Here is an 18,318-nt window from a genome sequence, read left to right as displayed (position 1 = left end):
CTGATGAACGACAGCGCGCACGAGAGCGCACAGGGGCGGTACGCCGCCTCCCGGAAGCTGCTGGCACGTGCCGAGCGGGTGATCCCCGGCGGCGTGTGGGGGCACAACAAGTTCCCCGCCGTCTACGACCCCGCCGAGTACGCCTGGTTCGCCGACCGCGGGGAGGGCCCCCGGCTGAGGGACGTGGACGGCAACTGGTATGTCGACTACCTCTGCGGCTACGGCACCATGGTCAACGGGTACGCCCGCGCCGAGGTCGACGCGGCCGTGCTCGGGCAGTCCCGGCTGGGCGAGTGCCTCAGCCAGGCCACGGCCCGCTCCGTGGAGCTGGCCGAGCTGCTCGTGGACACGGTGGACGGGGCCGCCTGGGCGGCCTGGGGCAAGAGCGGCTCGGACGCCACCTGGATCGCCCTGCTCACCGCGCGGGCGCACACCGGACGCAGCCTGGTCGCCTGTGTGGAGGGCGCCTACCACGGCTCGCACGGCTGGTGCGCGTGGTGCAATCCGGGCGAGGGCCGCCGGCCCTCCGACTCCCACGACGTGGTGACCGTCCCCTGGAACGACGTCGAGGCCCTGGAACGGCTGTTCGCCGAGCGCGGTGCCGAGCTGGCCGCCGTCGTCATCACCCCCTTCCAGCACCCGGTGCCCGGGGCTGCCGCGCTGCCGGACCCGGCGTGGCTGAAGGCCCTGCGCGAGCACTGCGACCGCGCGGGCACCCTGCTCGTCTCGGACGACGTCCGTGCCGGGTTCCACCTCGACATGCGCGGCTCGCACGCCTGGTTCGGCTACCGGCCGGATCTGGTGGCGTTCTCCAAGGCGCTGGCGAACGGCTGGCCGATCGCCGCCGTGACCGGCACCGAGGCGCTGCGCGAGGCCGCCTCCACCGTCTTCGTGGCCGGGACGTACTGGAACTCGGGCTCCGCGATGGCCGGTGCGATCGCCAACCTGCGGCTGCTGAAGGACGACGGCGGCATCGAGCGGATGCACGCCGCGGGCGGGAAGCTGGTGGCGGGCCTGGCCGCGCTCGGCACACTGCACGGCGTCCCGCTGCGGGTGACCGGTCCGGCCACGATGCCCACCCTCACCGTGGACGGCGACGAGGACTTCGCGTGGATGCGCCGCTTCAGCGTCCACATGGCCGCCCGGGGGTCGTTCGTCCACCCCATGCACAACTGGTTCGTCTCCGCCGTCCACGACGACGAGGCCATCGAGGAGACCCTGGAGCACGCGGCGCACGCCGTCGTGCGCACCCAGGAAGAGCTGGCCGGCGCATGAGCACCGTCACGATTTCGGGGAAGCTGGACGTCGGCCGGCTGGCGGCCGGGCTGGCGGGCGCGGCGGACGGCCTGACCGTGGCCGCGGCCGGTGACGGGCTCACCGAGGTGCGCACCGGCGGCGCGGGGCGCGACCGCGCGCTGACCGTGCCCGACGGACTCGCGTGCGACGCCTCGTGGTGGGCCGCCTCGGTGATCCGCCGCGAGCTGCGGCGGGTGCCCGACGCCGAGGCCTGCGCCTCCCCCGGCCTGGAGTCCGTGCTGCGCACCGGCCTGTGGCGGCATCCCGATGCTCCCTGCGGCCCGGTCGACGCGGCCGGGGTGGTCCTGTTCAAGCCGGGGATGGCCGTGGGCGCCGCGACCCTGCGCGAGCTGGCGCGGCGGCTGGCCGACTGCGGGTACCGCGCGGAGCGGGCGCGCGTCCTGGAGGACGAGGAGATCGTCGGCCGCGGTCTGGCCGCCGACCACTACCTGCCGCACGCCGAACTGGCCCGGCGCGGGACGCTGACCGCCGAGGAGCGGATCGCCTTCCTGCGGGTGTACGACCGGCCCGAGTTCCGCGACCGGTTCGGCGCCCGCCCGCAGGACCTGCCCGTGGAATGCGCCTACGGCCTGCTCGCGGGCGGACGGCTGACGGTGGAGCGGCTGGAGGCATGGAGCACGGCCTCCGCCGAACTGCGCGGGCTCGACAGCGGGGCGGTGGACGGCCCGAACGAGATCGGCGACTGCCTCTTCGTCAACGTGTACGCGGATCCGGAGCGGCCGGGGGAACCGCCGGTGCTCGTGATCAATCCTCACATGCCCGGTGTGCTGGGGCAGTTGGAGGACATCGGACACCGGGCGGTCGCCGTCCTGGTGTCCCCCGCCGGTGCGCGTCCGCTGCCCTGGGCACGGATGCGCCGCGAGTTCTGCGGGGTCACCGACCCGGCCAGGGCACTGCCCGGCAGCCTGCGCGGGGACGCGCTGGCGGGCCTCTTCCCGCTGAGCGGTCCGGCCGGCGAGCCGGTGCGCCGCACCAACAACGGGGTCCACCTCAGCAACGGGGCGATCGAGGCGCTCCAGGACGCACGCACCTGGTTCGGGCTGCGGCCCGACGGGACCGCCGCCGGGCAGGCGCTCCGGGCGTCCGGGCTGGACCCGGACGCCGTCCTGGCCCGCCCGTTCCTCGAACACGCCGGGCGGCGCCGGGCGGTGGCCACCGTCACCGACGGGCTCGGCGCCGGGGCGGCGGCCGCCGCGCTGGCCGCCGCCCGGCTCTGCGAGGTGGACGGGTTCCCCGGGAGCGCCGAGAGCGTCCGCCGGGTGGACCTCGCCTGGGGGCTGGCCGGTGAGCTGGGCCGGGAGTCCGGCGCCGTCGCGGTGCTCGCGACCGGTTCGGTGGGGCGCAACCGCGCCTGCCCGGACTCCGACCTGAACCTCCTGGTCCTCCACCGCACGGGGCCGGGCGCCGCGGGAGGGCCGGGGGCGCCCCGGCGCACCGCGGTGGACGGGGTGGAGGTGTCCGTGGAGTACCTCTCGCTGGAGGCAGCGGAAGAGCTGACGCTCGGGTTCGACGCGGACGCCGCCGGCTCGTTCGACGCGGTCTCCCGGCGGCTGGGTTCCGCCGCGCGGCTCGGCGGCCTGGTCCTGCTGGACCCTGAGGGGCGGGTGCCGCGCCTCGCGGCACGGGCCGCCGCGCAGCGCGTGCCGGCCGGCCTGCTCACGGAGGCGCTGTCCGCGGTGCGGCGCCGGGTGGAGCCGGGCCGCGGGGCGGCGCACGGGCCCGGCTGGGACGTGCTCCGCAGCGCCTCCTACGAGCTGGCCCGCGTGGTGCTCACCACCGCGCCGACGCGCTTCCACCAGGCCAAGTGGGTTCCGGACGACCTCCGTTCGGCCGGCCGGTCGCAGCTGTGGGATGTGCTGCGGGAGGCCTGGCAGCTGGGCGAGCCGGACGAGGAGCGGGTCCGGGCGGTGCTCGGGAGTGCCGGCGGACCGGCCGCCACCGATCACCGCGCCCTGGCCGACGCCCGCGGGCTGCTCGCCGCCGGACGGTTCGCGGACGCCCTGTTCCGCGCCCGCGCCGCGACAACCGTCCCGGGTCCCGGGCCGCGTAAGGGTGGTGCGCCGCCCGCCGCGCTCGCCGAGCGGATCGCCGCGCTGTGCACGGAGGAACTCGGCGGAGCCGCACGCCCCGGCCACCCTTCCCCCTCCCCCCTCTCACCCCAAGGAAGCCCCCGATGATTGCCCTCGATCGGATCCCCCTGGTCCTCGCCGTCGACGAACGGCTGCGGACCACCAGCATCTGTGTCGGCGTGGCGTACGGGGCCCGCCACGATCCGGCGGGCCGCGGCGGTCTGGCCCACATGCTGGAGCACCTGCTGATGTCGGCTCCGGTGACCGGCGGCACCCCGCTCGTCCAGCACATCGAGAGCCGGGGCGGCAGCGCCAACGCCGAGACCGGCCTCGAACACATGCTGTTCTACGCACAGGTGGACGCCGACGACGCGGACGAGGCCGCCGAGCTGCTGCTGCGCGGGGTGCTCAGCCCCGCACTGGACGAGGCCACCCTGGAGACGGAGCGGTCGGCCGTGCTCCAGGAGCTCGCCGCCGCCGAGGCCGATCCGGCCGACGTGGTCCAGGACGCCTTCCTCGCCACCCTCTTCCCCGGGCACCCGCTGGGCCGCCCCGTCGGCGGGACCTCGCGGGAGGTGCGCGCGCTCGACCTCGACGCGGTGGCGCGCGGCCACCGCGATCAGTTCCTGACCGCCCCGCTCGCGGTGGCCGTGGTCGGCCCGCGGCTGCCCGCCCCGTTCGCCGGGCTCGCCGACGGCCGCTCCGGGGCCGCTGCCCGGGCCGCCGCGCCCGCGACGCCGCCGGGACCGGTCCGGGCCTGCGCACCGGCCTGGCCCGCGGGGTTCGGCTGGGTGGCCGTCGGCGGGCGCTCCGCCGGGCTGGCCGAACCCGACCGCCACCGGTACGCGGTGCTGGCCAACCTGATGGGGGGCAATGCCTCCTCGGTGCTGTACCGGGAGCTGCGGGTCGCGGCCGGTCTGGCGTACTCCTTCCAGGCCTGGGACCGGGGCTACACCGAATCCGGGGCCTGGCGGGTGCTGATCGGCGTGGACGCCGGCAACGGCCCCCGGGCGGTGGAGATCGTCACCCGTGAACTGGCCCGGCTGGCGGCCGACGGGCCGACCCCCGCCGACCTCGACGCCGCGCGCCGGCACCTGCGGATGAGCCTGGTCCTGGACACCGAGACGCCGATGGAGCACGCCCGGCTGCTGGCGATGCGCGCCCTGACCCGCCCCGTCCCCTGGGACGTGGACCGGGAGCTGGAGGAGATCGCCGCCGTCTCCGCCGACGACGTGCGCCGGGCGGCCGCCGAGCTGAGCGCCGGCCTGGTCGCGGTGGTCCGCCCGGAGGCGTCGTGAGCGCCCCGGTGGCGGCCGCGTCGGGCCGCTACCTCGCCGAGGCGGCCGCGGCGGGCCTGCTGCACCGCGTGCGGGGCCTGCGGTACGTGGCGGGAATGCACCACGACCCGCTACTGGACGAACGGCGGTTCCTGGTCGAGTACGGCGACGAGGAGCTGCTGGCCGACCCGGTGTGGCGGGCCGGCCTCGTCGAACAGGCCCTCGGCGAGGATCCGCAGGCGGTCTCGGTCGTCGTGCGCGCTCCGGCGTCGGTCCTGTTCGGCGGGCCCTGGCAGCGTGAGCTGAGCTACCTGTACCACCCGGCGGACGACGCCGGCGTCCCGGCGGCCGGCCCGGACGACGGCCCCGGGCCGTGCGTCGCAACCGCCGGGCCGGACGAGGAGGAAGCCGTCGCCGACTGGCTGGTGCAGGCGATGGTGCGGGGCAGCGCCGACCTCGGTGCCGCGGCCGACCCCGAGGTCGCCGGGCAGCTGGCCCGCGAGTGCCTCGCGGCCCCCGGCCGCCACTCCTACGTGGCCCGCCTCGACGGCCGGCCGGTCGGGCACGCCACCTTGCTGTGCCGGGCCGAGGACGAGGTCACCGGCCGGCGGGCCGTGGAACTCGTCGACATGCTGATCGACCTGCCGGACGGGCCCCGCCGGGAGGCCGCCGCCGCACTGACGGCGGCGGCGCTCGCCCACGCCCGGCGACTGGAACTGCCCCTGCTGGGGCACGTCGTCCACCCGTCGCCCGGGGCCGACGGCTCCGACCACGGCGCCCGGGTCGTCGCCTCGCTCGTCGGCCGGGGCTGGGAGGCCGACCACGTCTTCTGGCGGTGCCCGACCGGCTCCGCCGCCGATTCCCCCTCCCGCTTCACGAAGGACGCCGCCTGAAATGGACCTGGCCCTGCTCTATGACGTGCTGGACGTTCCCGAGGACTTCGGCCCCGGCCACTTGCTCTTCGCCGCCCGCAGGCAGCACTACACCCTGCCGTACCTGGTCCTCTCCGCCCTGGCCCGCGAAGGCGTCCCGATGAGCGGGGCGGCACTCGGCGAGCTGGACCGCGCCCGGCGGCGGGCCGCCCACTACGGAACGGTGCTCGACCGGGTGGCCGCCGAGGTGCCCGTCCAGCCCCTCAAGGGCCCTTTGCTGGCCCGTGCCTACCCGGAGGACCTGCTCCGCCCGCAGGGCGACCTCGACCTGGTCACCGTCGGCGAGCCCGACCTGTGGCGGGTGGTGCGGCTGCTCATGGCGGACGGGCCCCGGCACGTGGGCGTGACCGTGCTGGGCGCTCCGCAGCGGCACGTGGTGGTGACCCTGAGCGGGCCGGCCGAGGACCCGCTGCTCGATCCGGAGCTGCGGGTGGAGGTCGCCACCGCCGCGCTGGTCGGCGACCAGGGGGCGGTCCCGATCCGGGCGGCCATGCCCGCCGACGCGCTGGCCTCCAACCTGCTGGCGCTGGCCGAGGAGCGCTTCCAGCGTCCGTTCCACGCCCGTGACGCCATCGACCTCCACCAGCTCGGCCGCTCGGCTGTCCCCTCGACGGCGGAGCTGGTCGCGGCGGCGGCCTCGTACCATCTGGCCCCGGAGCTGGCGGAGCTGCTCGCGTACGCCGGGGACAGGGTCCCGCTGGGCTCCCTCGCGCCGCTGGCCGGCCACGCGCTCGCCGCGGAGGCCGACGCGGAGCGCGCCCGCCGCGCCGCCGTGCCCGCCTCCGCTCCCCCCGCGCCCGGCGCCGAGGCGGCCCTGGCGGCCGGGGTGCCGCTCTACGGCATGCCCCTGCGGCGCACCGCGGAGCAGCTCGCGGCGCGCTCCGGCTGGGAGCGGGCCAGGGTGCACCGCTTCGGCGAGGACGAGGCCCTGCTGCTCACGCCGGTCGGAGACTACCTCCTGGTCACGGGGGAGCTGGTCGGGCAGGAGCGGTACGACGCGGCCCTGCGCGAGCTCGACGGCCACGGGCCGGGCGGCCGCGCCGGAGAAGGCTCGTGACGGCGGTGGTCACCCGGGCCCTGACCCGCCGGTACCGGGCCCCGAAGGCGGGGAACGAGGTGAGCGCCCTGGACGGGGTGGACCTGACGGTCGAGCGCGGCGAGGTGTACGGCCTGCTGGGGCCCAACGGCGCGGGGAAGACCACCCTGTGCCGGATCCTGTCGACGATCCTGCTGCCCACCTCCGGCACCGCCGAGGTGATGGGCCTGGACGTCGTCCGGGACACGGCCCGGGTCAAGCAGTCCATCGGCATCGTCTTCGGCGGCGACCGCGGCCTGTACGGCCGGCTCACCGTCCGGGAGAACATCCGCTTCTGGGCGGCGCTGTACGGTCTGCACGGCTCCGCCCTGCGCGGGCGCACCGACGCCCTGCTGGAGCGGCTGGGACTCGCGGACCGGGCCGGGGACCGGGTCGACACCCTCTCGCGGGGCATGAAGCAGCGCCTGCACCTGGCCCGCGGACTGGTCGCCGATCCGCGGCTGCTCGTCCTCGACGAACCCACCGTCGGCATGGACCCGGTCGCCGCCCACGACTTCCGCGCACTGGTCGGCGAGTTGCGGGAGGACGGGCGGACCGTTCTGCTCACCACGCACGACATGGCCGAGGCGGAGGCGGTCTGCGACCGGGTCTCGCTCGTCGACCGGGGCCGGATCGTCGCCACGAAGGCGCCCTCCGAGATCGGCGCGCTGATCTCGCGCCACGAGCGCGTGGAAGCGGGCCCGGTGCCCTCCGGGGCCGCCGAGGCGCTGGGGCGGCTGCCGGGCGTGGTGTCGGTCGAGCCGGCGGACGGCGGCAGGCTGCGGATCGGGACACGGGACACCGACGCCACGCGGGCGGTGCTGCGGCTGCTGGTCGACGCCGGGGTGACCTCCGTGACCACCGGGCGGCCGGGCCTGGAGGAGGTCTACCTGCACCTGGTCGGGGACCGGGGGATGGCGGTGCACCCGTGAGGCTGTTCGCCACCGCCGTGTGGTTCCAGCTGCGCATGGCCCGCCGCTCCCCGCACACCGTGCAGGTCTGCCTGACGGCCCCGCTGCTGACGGTGGTGCTGCTTGCCGTCAGCGAGAGTTCGGGGCGCGGGGACCTCTCCGGCTACGCGGTCGTCGCGCCGACCCTGATGTCGCTGTGGCTGCTGGCGCTGTACACGGCCGGCGAGCTGATCAGCGAGGAGCGGGCCCTGGGCACCCTGGAGGGGCTGGTGGCCGCACCCGCCCGCCTCGGGGTGGTGGTGATGGGCCGGCTGTGCGCGGTCACCGCCGTGGGCCTGTTCGCCTTCGCGGAGTCCTGGCTGACCGCCGGGCTGGTCTTCGGCCGGTGGATGGGCTTCCCGCATCCCCTGACGACGGCGGCCTGTGTGCTGGCCACCGGTCTCGCCACGGCCGGAACGGCCTCCGTCCTCTCGTCGCTGTTCGTGCTGATGCCGTCGGCCCGGATCGTGCAGAACACCCTGAGCTACCCGTTCTACCTGCTGGGCGGGGTGCTGGTCCCGGTGGCCGATCTGCCGGAGTGGCTGCAGCCCGTGTCCCGGCTGGTGTTCCTTTCCTGGTCCTCCGATCTGCTGCGCGACTCCCTCGGCGCGCCGCCCGTCGGCTCCCCGCTGCTGCGGCTCGCGGCGATCACCGCCCTCGGCGCGGCGGGAGCCGCCCTGGGACTGGTGCTGCTGGGCCGGGTCCTGACCACGGTGCGCCGGCTGGGCACCCTCAACCGGACGTGAGGTCCGCCATGTTCCTCCAACAGCTGCGGATCGTCGGGTACAGCGCGGCCAACGCGTGGGCCGACCTGAGGGCCGTCTACACCTGGAAGACCTGGATCTTCGGCTGGCTCGGCCGGATGCTCGCCCAGGTGACCTTCTTCACCCTCCTCGGGAGGGCCGTGGGCGGTCCGTCCGGCGCCGAGTACCTGGTCCTGGGCAACGCCCTGATGACCTGTGTGATCGAGTCCCTGTCGGTGGTGGCCTCGTCCGGCTGGGAGCGGGCCGCCGGCACGCTCGGCCTGCTCGCCGCCTCCCCGGCGCGGATCACCTCGGTGTTCGTGGGCCGGAGCCTGCAGTGGCCGGTGAGCGGGACGGGCACCTCCGTGGTGGCGCTGTTCGCGCTGGGGCCGCTGTTCGGCCTGCGCTGGGAGCCCGGTCAGGTCCTGCCCGCCGTCGGGCTGGTGGTGCTGACCGCGCTCGGCTCCTACTGCTTCGGGCTGTTCCTGGCGGCGCTGGTGCTGAACGCGAGCGGTCTGCGCAACGTCGTCTCCAATGTCGGCTACCTGCTGATGATGGCGGTCTGCGGGGTGCAGGTACCGGTCGCCTACTGGCCGGCCTGGGTGGGCGTGGTCGCCGAGGCCGTGCCGCTGACCCACACGCTCGCGGCGCTGCGCGCACTGGTGCGCGGGGACGGCGCGGCGGCGGTGGCCGGGCACGCCGCGGCCGGCGCCCTGGTGGGGCTGGGCTGGCTGGCCGCCGCGCACCTGGCGTTCGGGCTCCAGCTGGCGCGCGGCCGCAGGGCGGGAACCATCGAGTTCACCCCCTGACCGGGACGGCCCTGCCGGACGGCGGGTGCCCTTCGCCGTCCGGCAGGGCCGTCCGGCAGGGCGCCAGCGCGGCGAGGCGGACCAGGAGGTCCCGGGCGCGCGGATCGCCCAGGTGGTCGTAGAGCGCCCAGGCCCTCAGCCAGGCCCGGCGCGCCTGCGGGATCCTGCCCTGCGCGTCGAGGCAGCTGCCGAGCTGGTGCAGGGCGTGGGCGGTGCCCGCACGCATGCCCGTGCGGGCGTGGAGTTCCAGCGCCCGTCGGTAGCAGTCCTCGGCGCGGGCGTGGTCGCCCCGTTCCCGGTGCGCGGTCCCGATGAGGGTCCAGGTCGACGCCTGCATCCACAGGGACCCGTGGGCCCGGTGCAGTTCGAGGGCCAGGGAGAGCGGGGCGAGCGCCGCCTCCGGGCGCCCCTGGACGAGATGTGCCTCGCCGATCCCGACCAGCGCACTCGCCGCGCCCCAGGTGCTGCCCGTCGCCGTGAACAGTTCCAGGGCCCGGTCCACGTGCCCGGCCGCTTCCGCCACGCGGCCCTGCCGCACGCAGGACATGGCGTACGCGAGCAGCACGGCGCCCTCGCCGATGCGGTCCCCGGCGGCGGCGAACAGTTCGAGGGCGCGCCGGTAGTGGACGTCGGCCGCCTGGTGCTCGCGCAGCCCGGCACGCGCGCTGGCCAGTACCGCTTCGGCGCAGGCCCCGGCGAGCGGCCCGGTGTCGGCGTCGGCGGCTCGGCGGGCGACGTGGCCGGCGTTCAGCTGGTCGACGTGGTGATGGTGCAGGAAGAGGAAGGGCCAGAGGGAGTAGGGAAGCTGCCAGGCCACGGCGCTGCCCGCCGTCCGCGCGGCCCCGGCGCAGGCCAGCAGGTTCACGCGTTCCGTCTCGCACCATTCCAGCGCGTCGGCGGTCGAGCCGAAGCGCAGCGGCTCGCACCGCTCGGGCGGCGGATCGACCGGCGGGCGGTGGCGGCCGTCGCCCAGCAGCTGGTCGCCGGCGGCCTCGGCGGTGTGCAGGTACCAGGCGAACGTCCGCCGGACGGCGGCGGCACGCGCCTGCGCGGTCTCCTCCGCCTCGGCGCGTTCCCCCGCGTACTCGCGGAGCAGGTCGTGCATGCGGTAGCGGCCCGGCTCGACCTCGGCGAGGAGGTGGGCGGCGTGCAGCTCGCCGAGCAGCCGCGAGGCCGTCCCGGGACCTTCCCCCAGCAGTGCGGCGGCGGCGCCGACCCCCGCGACGGCGCCCGGGTGGAGCGCGAGCAGCCTGAAGGCCCGGGCCTGATCGGCCGGGAGCCTGCGGTAGGACAGCGCGAACACCGGGCGCACGGCCGCACCGGCCTCCCCGGGAAGCGCCAGTGCGTCCAGACGGGTGCCGGTCCGGCCGAGTTCGGCGGCCAGCGCCGGGGCGGCGGCCGGCCCCTGCTCGGCCATGCGCTCGGCGGCGATCTGCAGGGCCAGCGGAAGGTGGGCGCACCGCCGGGCGATGACCGCGAGCACCTCGTCCGCGCCGTCGGACGCGGCGTCCGTGTCCGACGCGCCCCGCCCGTCCTCGGCGGCGGGAACCGCGCGCCGGCCGAGCTCCCGGCGCAGCAGGAGGACGGCCTCCTCGGTGGCCAGCGGGTCCAGGCTCAGGCGCAGCGCACCGTGCCGCACGCTCAGCGCGGTCAGCCGGATGCGGCTGGTCACCAGGAACAGGCTGCTGCCGGCGGCGGGCAGCAGCGGGGCCACCTGCGCCACCGAGTCGGCGTCGTCGAGCAGCACGACCACCCGGCGCTCGGCCAGGGCGCTGCGCAGCAGTGCCATGCGCTCGGCGGGGTCCGCGGGAGCCTGCGCGGTCAGGGGACCGAGGGTGCGCAGCAGCCCGGCGGCGATGTCGCCGGCCGCCGCGGGCAGGCCGGCCCGGCCGTGGGCCTGGAGGTCCGCGAAGAGCGCTCCGTCGGGGTAGGCGCGGCTCAGACTGCGGGCGAGGGAGACGGCGAAGGTGGTCTTGCCGATGCCGCCGATCCCGTCCAGCGCGATGACGGCGGGCCCTCGCTGGCGGGCCAGGAAGGCCTCGCAGCGGGCGAGTTCCCCGTGGCGCCCCCACATCCGGCCGGCGGCGGGGAGCTGCGCCGGCACGGGTCGCGCGGGCGGGACGGGCTCGCCGGCGCCTTCCGTGCCGTCGGCGTCCGCCGGCCGCCCGGCCGGTTCCGGCGTCCCGGCCGCTGCCAGCAGCCGGGCCAGCTCGCCGTCCGTGCCCATCGTGTGGTCGCACAGGCGGGCCAGCTCGAGCGACGGCATCCGGGATCCGTTCTCGACGCGACTGAGATAGCCCTTGCTGTAATGGACCCGTTCCGACAGCCGCGCGAGCGACCAGCCGCGCTCCAGGCGTAGGGTCCGCAAACGTTCTCCGACCAACACCCTTGTGCCCCCGCATTGTTCACGGTCGGGCCGGACCCTGCTGCGGGCCGCCCGGAATTTCACCTCACGTCCGCTTGTGGACGTCAGGGCAGGAGCATCGCGTGAATAATGTATAGACCAAGTAAATTGCGGCGCGCAGCGGCGAATCCACGCCACAGGATGGCTCGGAACCACGAGTTTCGTTTCCCTACCCGCCCTGACGCCTCTCCGGGCCCTTGCCGGGGCGGCGGTCTCCTCGGGGATCGCCCGGGTCCGGGGTCCCGGGGCGGTCGAGGCGGCTCGCCTCGTCCGTGTCCTCGCGCCGGACGGGGCCGGGCCGCGGCCCGGAGCGGGATTCCCGGGGGACGGTCCGGGCCGTGTGCGGCCTGCGCCGCTGCTGCGGGTCTTCGTCGCCGTGCAGCGGGACGCCTCCGGCGCCGCCTTGCTCGTCCATGACGGAACCTCCTGCGCTGGTCCCCCTCGCCCGGCGACTGCCCGCGCGACGGTCCCGCAAACCGGCCGGCTCAGTCCTGCGGTCCGGCCGGGGCCCTGCGTTTGCGAGCCATCCGGCCGGCCACGAAGGTGCGCGGGAGGTGGCGGGCCGCGAAGGCGTACGCCTGGTACCCCCGGCCCGTGACGCTGAGCGGCCGGCGCAGGGCGAGGTCGCGCAGGGCCTTGGCCACCACCGCCTCCGGCTCCAGCCAGACGGCGTCGCGCAGGGCGCTGACGTCCATCCCGGCACGTTCCTGGAACTCGGTGCGGGTGAAGCCGGGCACCACCGCCAGGACGCGGACCCCGTACGGTGCCATGTCGATCCGGAGCGACTCGCTGAAGGCGGTGACCCAGGCCTTCGCCGCCCCGTACGTCCCGGTCGGCAGCAGTCCGGCGACCGAGGAGACGTTGAGGACCGCGCCCCGGCGGCGCTCGCGGAGGCCCGGCAGCAGGGCGTGGGTGAGGCGGAGCGGGACCTTCACCAGGAGGTCGAGCATCCGCTCCTCGTCCTCGACGGGGCTGTACGGGTAGGGGGCGGGCAGGCCGAAGCCGGCGTTGTTGACCAGGACGTCCACGGGCCGTGCGGTGTCGGCGAGCCGGTCGGCGACGGACCCGCAGCCGGCCGGGTCGAGGAGGTCGGCGGGCAGCACCTCGCAGAGCGTCCCGAAGTCCCGGCCGAGCTCCCCGGCCAGGGCCTCCAGGCGGGACTCGTCCCGGGCGACCAGGACCAGGGCGCAGCCCTTGGCGGCGAAGCCCCGGGCGAAGGCGGCGCCCAGGCCGGAGCTGGCCCCGGTGATCAGAACGGTGGTGGTCAAGCGGTTCACGTCCTCGGTGGTGCGGACGGCGCCGGCGGTTCAGGCGGCGCCGGGTACGGGGGCGAAGGCGGCGGTCTCGGGCGAGGCGTAGGCCTGGGCCACGTCCACCAGGAAGCGGGCCTCGTCGTCCAGGCCGCCGCCCTCCGCGGAGGTCTGCATCGCGGCCGGCAGCTCCAGGGCGGGGGCCTGCGCCGGCTGCCCGGGCAGTCCGGCGAGCTTGGCCCGGCGTGCCTCCTTCAGGACGCAGGCCAGCGCGGCGGCCGTGTGCCGCTGCTCGGGGATGCGGCTGCCGGCGACGTGGCCGCGCGCCAGCTCGGGGACGCCGGGGGCCACGTACTCCCCCAGGATCAGGATGGCGTCGCGGGTCTCGATGACCTTGCGGTAGACGAGCAGGTTGCGCGGCATGGGCGGCCAGAGCAGCTCCAGCACCCGGCCGGCGCGGGGCTGGGAGAGGACCACGTGCGGCACGGCCTGGACCAGGTCCCGCCACAGCGGCCACAGCCGCCAGGCGGTGGCGGTGTCGGCGAGGGTGAGGCGGAGGGTGAACAGGGTGGGCACGAGGATGGCGGCGGCGCGCAGCAGCCCGTGCAGGTTCATCAGCAGCGGCAGGGCGGGCGCCGCCCAGGTGCTCGCGAACAGGGCCTTGAGGAGGTAGGCGAACCAGAACAGCCAGGCCAGGCCGGTGCCCAGACCGAACAGCCGCAGTCCGGCGGCCAGTCCCCGGCTCTCGGTGCGGCGGCCGTAGCGCCAGCACACGTACACGCAGATGGTGTTGGCGATCAGGTGGGCGGAGACCAGCACGAGCCAGTACGGCAGGGAGGGCACGGGTGCGCCGGAGGACGGGATGGTGTGCGTGCCGTGTGCGGGCGCGGCGGCGTCCAGGGCGACGAGGGTGGTGAGCCAGACCAGGGTGCCGGCCCAGGATGCGCGTTGGAGGCCGCGCCCGCGGGTGGCGGCGGCCACGAAGTAGAGCACGGCGCCCGCCGACAGGACCCCGGTGAGGTTGCGGACGAGTCCGATGGCGTGCGCGTACGAGGCCTCGCGACGCAGGGCGTACGCGACGACGTCGGGCAGGTTCAGGGTCATCGCGGCGGCCGCGGTGGCGACGGCGAGCCAGAGCCCGCGCTGCTGCGGCGAGCGCAGCGCGCCGGGGGCCCGCAGCAGCACCGCGAGCCACAGGCAGACGACGCTGGGGACCGCCAGCCGGTCGCCGAGCGCGGCGAGTTCAGCTGCCATCGCGATGGCCCCGCTCGTACCCCATGGCGGATTCCAGCCGTGCGAGCGCTCCCCGGGGGCCGGGAGCGGGCCGGGGACGGCCGGCTCCCGAGGTGCGGATGCGGATCATGCTCGCGAGCATCTCCGCCTCCTGCTCCTGGCGGGTGGTGTAGTTGGTGCGCCCGAGGACCACGGGGGCGTGGCCGCCGTTCTCCTCGCCCTCCAGGGAGTGGTGGCCGAAGAGGATGTGGCCCAGCTCGTGGAGCACGATGTGCTCGCGGTGCAAGGGGGTGGTGTGGGCCTCGTAGAAGACGTAGTCCACGGTCTCGGTGCCCACCCACAGCCCGCAGACGCCCGATTCGGCGGCTTCGCGGGGCAGGGGGTGGAGCCGGATCGGACGGCCGCGCCGGTCGGCTATGCGGGCGCACAGGGCGTCCAGGGAGAACGGGTGCGTCAGATCCATGTGACCGAGAATCATCTCGCAGCGTCTGCGCAGGCTGAGATTCCGGTAGGGCATGTGTTCCCTCTTCGGACCCTTTCTCGGGCAGCGTCGGTAGGCGTGGGTGGGCATCGGCATAACGTCCTGTGCCTTGAGGCGGCCTCGGGAGCGCGGTCCCGGACGGGGAAACGCGGAACGCCCGTCCGAGCGAGACGAACGGGCGTTCCACCATGCCTACCGATCACGTGCGGGAGTTGGCAAGGACGGCCGCTTTCCGGGGGTCTTATCCGGCCAGAACTGCCGACCCTGCCGGCCGCGGCGGCCCGGGGCCGTCCCTCGTCCCCCTACCGCTTGCGGCGGTCCTCCTGACCACCGGTGAGGCCGGCGCGGCGCAGGGCGTCGGCCATGGCGCTGTTGGCGGGGGCCGGGGCGCCGGAACGCTGGCCTCCGCCGCCGCCCTGGCGCTGGCCGCCGCCGCGCTGGCCCTGGCCCTGGCCGCGGCCCTCGCCCTGGCCGCGCTGCTGCGGGGGACGGCCGCCGCCCCGGCGCTCGTCGCGCTGGCGCGGCGCGCCGGCCCCGCGCTCCGCGCCGGCCTCGTCGTCCAGGCGCAGGGTGAGCGAGATCCGCTTGCGCGGGATGTCCACGTCCATGACCTTGACCTTGACGATGTCGCCCGGCTTGACCACGTCCCGGGGGTCCTTGACGAAGGTGTTCGACAGGGCGGACACGTGCGCCAGGCCGTCCTGGTGGACGCCGATGTCGATGAAGGCGCCGAAGGCGGCCACGTTGGTGACGACGCCCTCCAGGACCATCCCGGGGGCCAGGTCTCCGATCTTCTCCACGCCCTCCTTGAAGCTGGCCGTCCTGAAGGCGGGGCGCGGGTCGCGGCCCGGCTTCTCCAGCTCGCGCAGGATGTCGGTGACGGTGGGCAGGCCGAAGGCCTCTGTGACGAACTCGTCCGGGCGCAGGGAGCGCAGGACGGCGGTGTTGCCGATCAGGGCCGCCACCTCGCCGCCCGCCTTCTTGCCCATGGCCCGCACCACCGGGTAGGCCTCGGGGTGCACGGCGGAGGCGTCGAGCGGGTCGTCGCCGCCGCGGATGCGCAGGAAGCCCGCGCACTGCTCGTACGCCTTCGGGCCGAGCCGGGCGACGTCCTTGAGGCCCTTGCGGCTGCGGAAGGGGCCGTTGGCGTCGCGGTGGGCCACGATGTTCTCGGCGAGGGTGCCGCTGATGCCCGAGACCCGCGAGAGCAGGGGCGCGGAGGCGGTGTTGACGTCCACGCCGACGCCGTTGACGCAGTCCTCGACGACCGCGTCGAGGGAGCGGGAGAGCTTCACCTCGGACAGGTCGTGCTGGTACTGGCCGACGCCGATGGACTTCGGGTCGATCTTCACGAGCTCGGCCAGGGGGTCCTGGAGACGGCGGGCGATGGAGACCGCTCCGCGCAGCGACACGTCCATGCCGGGCAGTTCCTGCGAGGCGAAGGCGGAGGCCGAGTACACGGAGGCGCCGGCCTCGGAGACCATCACCTTGGTCAGCCCGAGTTCGGGGTGGCGGGCGATGAGGTCGCCGGCGAGTTTGTCCGTCTCGCGGGAGGCCGTGCCGTTGCCGATGGCGACCAGCTCGACGTCGTGCTCCTTCGCCAGGCGGGCGAGGGTGGCCAGGGACTGGTCCCACTTGTTGGCGGGAACGTGCGGGTGGATCACGTCCGTGGCGACGACCTTGCCGGTGGCGTCGACGACGGCGACCTTCACGCCGGTGCGGAAGCCGGGGTCGAGCCCGAGGGTGGCGCGGGTGCCGGCGGGGGCGGCGAGCAGCAGGTCGCGGAGGTTGGCCGCGAAGACCCGTACGGCCTCGTCCTCGGCGGCGGCGCGCAGCCGGGTCCGCAGGTCGATGCCGAGGTGGACCTGGATCTTCGTGCGCCAGGCCCAGCGGACGGTGTCGGCGAGCCACTTGTCGCCGGGGCGGGCGCGGTCGGCGATGCCGAAGCGGCGGGCGATCAGGCCCTCGTAGGTGGAGGGGCCGGGGACTTCCGAGGGCTCCTCGGGCTCCAGGTCCAGGCTGAGCACCTCCTCCTTCTCGCCCCGCAGCATGGCCAGGACGCGGTGGGAGGGCAGGGCGGTGAAGGGCTCGGTGAAGTCGAAGTAGTCGGAGAACTTGGCACCCGCCTCCTCCTTGCCCTCGCGGACCTTCGCGGCGAGCCGGCCGCGGCCCCACATGCGCTCGCGGAGGTCGCCGATGAGGTCGGCGTCCTCGGCGAACTTCTCGGTCAGGATGGCGCGGGCGCCCTCCAGGGCGGCGGCCGGGTCCGCCACCCCCTTGCCGGCGTCGACGAACGCGGCCGCGGCGGCAACCGGTTCGGCGGAGGGGTCGGCCAGCAGCCCCTCGGCGAGCGGCTCCAGGCCGGCCTCGCGGGCGATCTGGGCCTTGGTGCGCCGCTTGGGCTTGAAGGGGAGGTAGATGTCCTCCAGCCGGGCCTTGGTGTCGGCCGCGGTGATCCGGGCCTCCAGTTCGGCGTCGAGCCTGCCCTGCTCCCGCACGGAGTCGAGGATCGCCGCGCGGCGGTCCTCCAGCTCGCGCAGGTAGCGCAGCCGCTCCTCCAGGGTGCGCAGCTGCGCGTCGTCGAGCATCTCGGTCGCTTCCTTGCGGTAGCGCGCGATGAACGGCACGGTGGAGCCGCCGTCGAGCAGCTCGACGGCGGCCTTGACCTGCCGTTCCCGTACGCCGAGCTCCTCGGCGATCCTGCCTTCGATGGACATCGTCGTCACTGCGGTCCCGCCTGCCTTCGTGCCTTCGTGCGTGTGCGTGGAAGGCTGCAATTGTGGCAGGTGCGGGTGACGGCGGCGGGGAGCCCCTCAGCCCTTTCCGAAGAGGTCGGGCGGAAAGGCCCCGGCGCCGATGGCCCGCTGGACGAGGGCCCCGCCGAGCGCGTGGAGCCGGGCGACGCCGTCCGCGCCGAGGTGCTCGTACGGGGCGGCGTCCAGGCGGTCGGTCTCCGTCTCCAGCCGCTCGCGCAGGGCGTGGCCCGCTTCGGTGAGCTCGCCGTCGGCGTCGAGGACGCCGCGGGCGCGGAGCCGGTCGGCGGCGGCGTCGAGGTCGGACTGCTCCCAGCCGCGGATGCTCTTGACCCACTTCGCGGTCATGCCGCGGCCCGTGGCGGTGTGGCTGACGAGCGCCTCCAGCGGGTCGAGGCCGGTGAGGAGGAGGGCGGCGAGGTGCCCGTCGCCGCGGTGCTCGCGCAGCAGGGTCGTGGCATGCCAGAGCCGCAGGTGCGGCTCCTCGGGGACGGGGAGGTCGGCATGGGCGGCGTAGAGGGTCCGGCCGTGCCGGGTGCAGGCCTCGGTGGCCCGTATGGCGAGGTCGGCGGCCTCGGCGAGCTCGGGCGAGGCGATGGTCCCGGGGCCCAGGAGGCGGCGCAGGGACCGGTCGGCGGCGCGCAGGCGCGCGGCGAGGACCTGCTCGGGGGTGGCGGTGTCCCAGACGGCGGGCAGGTACCGGGTGACGAGGTCGTGGCGGTAGTTGTAGAAGGTCGCGGTGACCGTGCCGGGGCCGACGGCGCCCATGGCCGCGGAGCGGCCGGCGAGGTTGACGGCCACCCGGTGGGTGATGCCGAGGGCGCCGAACTCCTCGAAGATCTCCGGGGAGAAGTAGCTGGTGGCGTGGAGGGGGTTGATGGCGGCGTGCCAGCAGCGGCGTGCGGCGTGCGGGTCGATGCTCATGAGCGCACCCTACCGACTAGCCGGTATGCTGCCTACCCTCCCAGGGGCGGATACGCACGCGGCGCGGGGCGCATTCGCGCCAACCTGGCCCCCGCCGCGCA

At 75.6% G+C, this 18,318-nt stretch carries 15 protein-coding genes; 8 read left to right on the top strand and 7 right to left on the bottom strand.

What is annotated here, in order from left to right:
- The first annotated feature begins 3 nt into the window (after positions 1 to 3).
- From ACFY15_RS14425 to ACFY15_RS14390, 8 genes are read left to right on the top strand one after another with little or no spacing between them, the layout of a single operon-like run.
- On the top strand, positions 4 to 1,275 hold the full coding sequence (locus ACFY15_RS14425; RefSeq protein ID WP_390686791.1) for an aminotransferase class III-fold pyridoxal phosphate-dependent enzyme: 1,272 nt from the start codon (positions 4 to 6) through the stop codon (positions 1,273 to 1,275).
- Complete coding sequence (locus tag ACFY15_RS14420) at positions 1,272 to 3,494, top strand: hypothetical protein (protein WP_390686790.1); 2,223 nt, start codon at positions 1,272 to 1,274, stop codon at positions 3,492 to 3,494. The genes ACFY15_RS14425 and ACFY15_RS14420 overlap by 4 nt, the downstream gene beginning before the upstream one ends.
- Positions 3,491 to 4,684, top strand: coding sequence for a M16 family metallopeptidase (locus ACFY15_RS14415; protein WP_390686789.1), 1,194 nt, complete (start codon positions 3,491 to 3,493; stop codon positions 4,682 to 4,684). Before ACFY15_RS14420 ends, ACFY15_RS14415 begins: the two co-directional genes overlap by 4 nt.
- Entirely contained in the window at positions 4,681 to 5,556 is an 876-nt protein-coding gene (locus tag ACFY15_RS14410) for a hypothetical protein (protein ID WP_390686788.1), read from the top strand. The genes ACFY15_RS14415 and ACFY15_RS14410 overlap by 4 nt, the downstream gene beginning before the upstream one ends.
- 1 nt (position 5,557) lies before the next feature.
- Entirely contained in the window at positions 5,558 to 6,652 is a 1,095-nt protein-coding gene (locus ACFY15_RS14405) for a nucleotidyltransferase family protein (RefSeq protein ID WP_390686787.1), read from the top strand.
- Positions 6,649 to 7,602 carry an ABC transporter ATP-binding protein gene (locus ACFY15_RS14400; RefSeq protein WP_390686786.1) on the top strand — a complete coding sequence of 318 codons (954 nt, stop codon included), beginning with the start codon at positions 6,649 to 6,651 and terminating at the stop codon, positions 7,600 to 7,602. The genes ACFY15_RS14405 and ACFY15_RS14400 overlap by 4 nt, the downstream gene beginning before the upstream one ends.
- Entirely contained in the window at positions 7,599 to 8,366 is a 768-nt protein-coding gene (locus ACFY15_RS14395; protein ID WP_390825570.1) for an ABC transporter permease, read from the top strand. Before ACFY15_RS14400 ends, ACFY15_RS14395 begins: the two co-directional genes overlap by 4 nt.
- Positions 8,363 to 9,172 (top strand): ABC transporter permease, encoded by an 810-nt coding sequence (locus ACFY15_RS14390; RefSeq protein ID WP_390686784.1) that lies wholly within the window; start codon positions 8,363 to 8,365, stop codon positions 9,170 to 9,172. Before ACFY15_RS14395 ends, ACFY15_RS14390 begins: the two co-directional genes overlap by 4 nt.
- Here ACFY15_RS14390 and ACFY15_RS14385 read toward each other — a convergent pair.
- The 7 genes from ACFY15_RS14385 to ACFY15_RS14355 form a co-directional block, all read right to left on the bottom strand.
- On the bottom strand, positions 9,162 to 11,540 hold the full coding sequence (locus ACFY15_RS14385) for a tetratricopeptide repeat protein (protein WP_390686783.1): 2,379 nt from the start codon (positions 11,538 to 11,540) through the stop codon (positions 9,162 to 9,164). The genes ACFY15_RS14390 and ACFY15_RS14385 overlap by 11 nt on opposite strands.
- 205 nt (positions 11,541 to 11,745) lie before the next feature.
- Positions 11,746 to 11,991, bottom strand: coding sequence for a hypothetical protein (locus ACFY15_RS14380; RefSeq protein WP_390686782.1), 246 nt, complete (start codon positions 11,989 to 11,991; stop codon positions 11,746 to 11,748).
- Positions 11,992 to 12,061: 70 nt separating this feature from the next.
- On the bottom strand, positions 12,062 to 12,853 hold the full coding sequence (locus ACFY15_RS14375; RefSeq protein ID WP_390686781.1) for an SDR family NAD(P)-dependent oxidoreductase: 792 nt from the start codon (positions 12,851 to 12,853) through the stop codon (positions 12,062 to 12,064).
- Positions 12,854 to 12,883: 30 nt separating this feature from the next.
- A complete protein-coding gene (locus ACFY15_RS14370) occupies positions 12,884 to 14,080 on the bottom strand; it encodes an MAB_1171c family putative transporter (protein WP_390686780.1) in 1,197 nt (398 codons plus the stop codon).
- Positions 14,070 to 14,522 (bottom strand): hypothetical protein, encoded by a 453-nt coding sequence (locus tag ACFY15_RS14365; RefSeq protein WP_390686779.1) that lies wholly within the window; start codon positions 14,520 to 14,522, stop codon positions 14,070 to 14,072. Before ACFY15_RS14365 ends, ACFY15_RS14370 begins: the two co-directional genes overlap by 11 nt.
- A 320-nt stretch (positions 14,523 to 14,842) precedes the next feature.
- A complete protein-coding gene (locus ACFY15_RS14360) occupies positions 14,843 to 17,257 on the bottom strand; it encodes a Tex family protein (RefSeq protein ID WP_390687048.1) in 2,415 nt (804 codons plus the stop codon).
- Between the two features lie 96 nt (positions 17,258 to 17,353).
- On the bottom strand, positions 17,354 to 18,217 hold the full coding sequence (locus ACFY15_RS14355) for a hypothetical protein (RefSeq protein ID WP_390686778.1): 864 nt from the start codon (positions 18,215 to 18,217) through the stop codon (positions 17,354 to 17,356).
- Between the last annotated feature and the right edge of the window lie 101 nt (positions 18,218 to 18,318).

The sequence above is a fragment of the Streptomyces sp. NPDC001373 genome, assembly GCF_042895815.1.
Lineage (GTDB): Bacteria > Actinomycetota > Actinomycetes > Streptomycetales > Streptomycetaceae > Streptomyces.
Note: the sequence above shows the minus strand (reverse complement) of the source record. Positions and strands in the feature narration are given on the sequence as shown.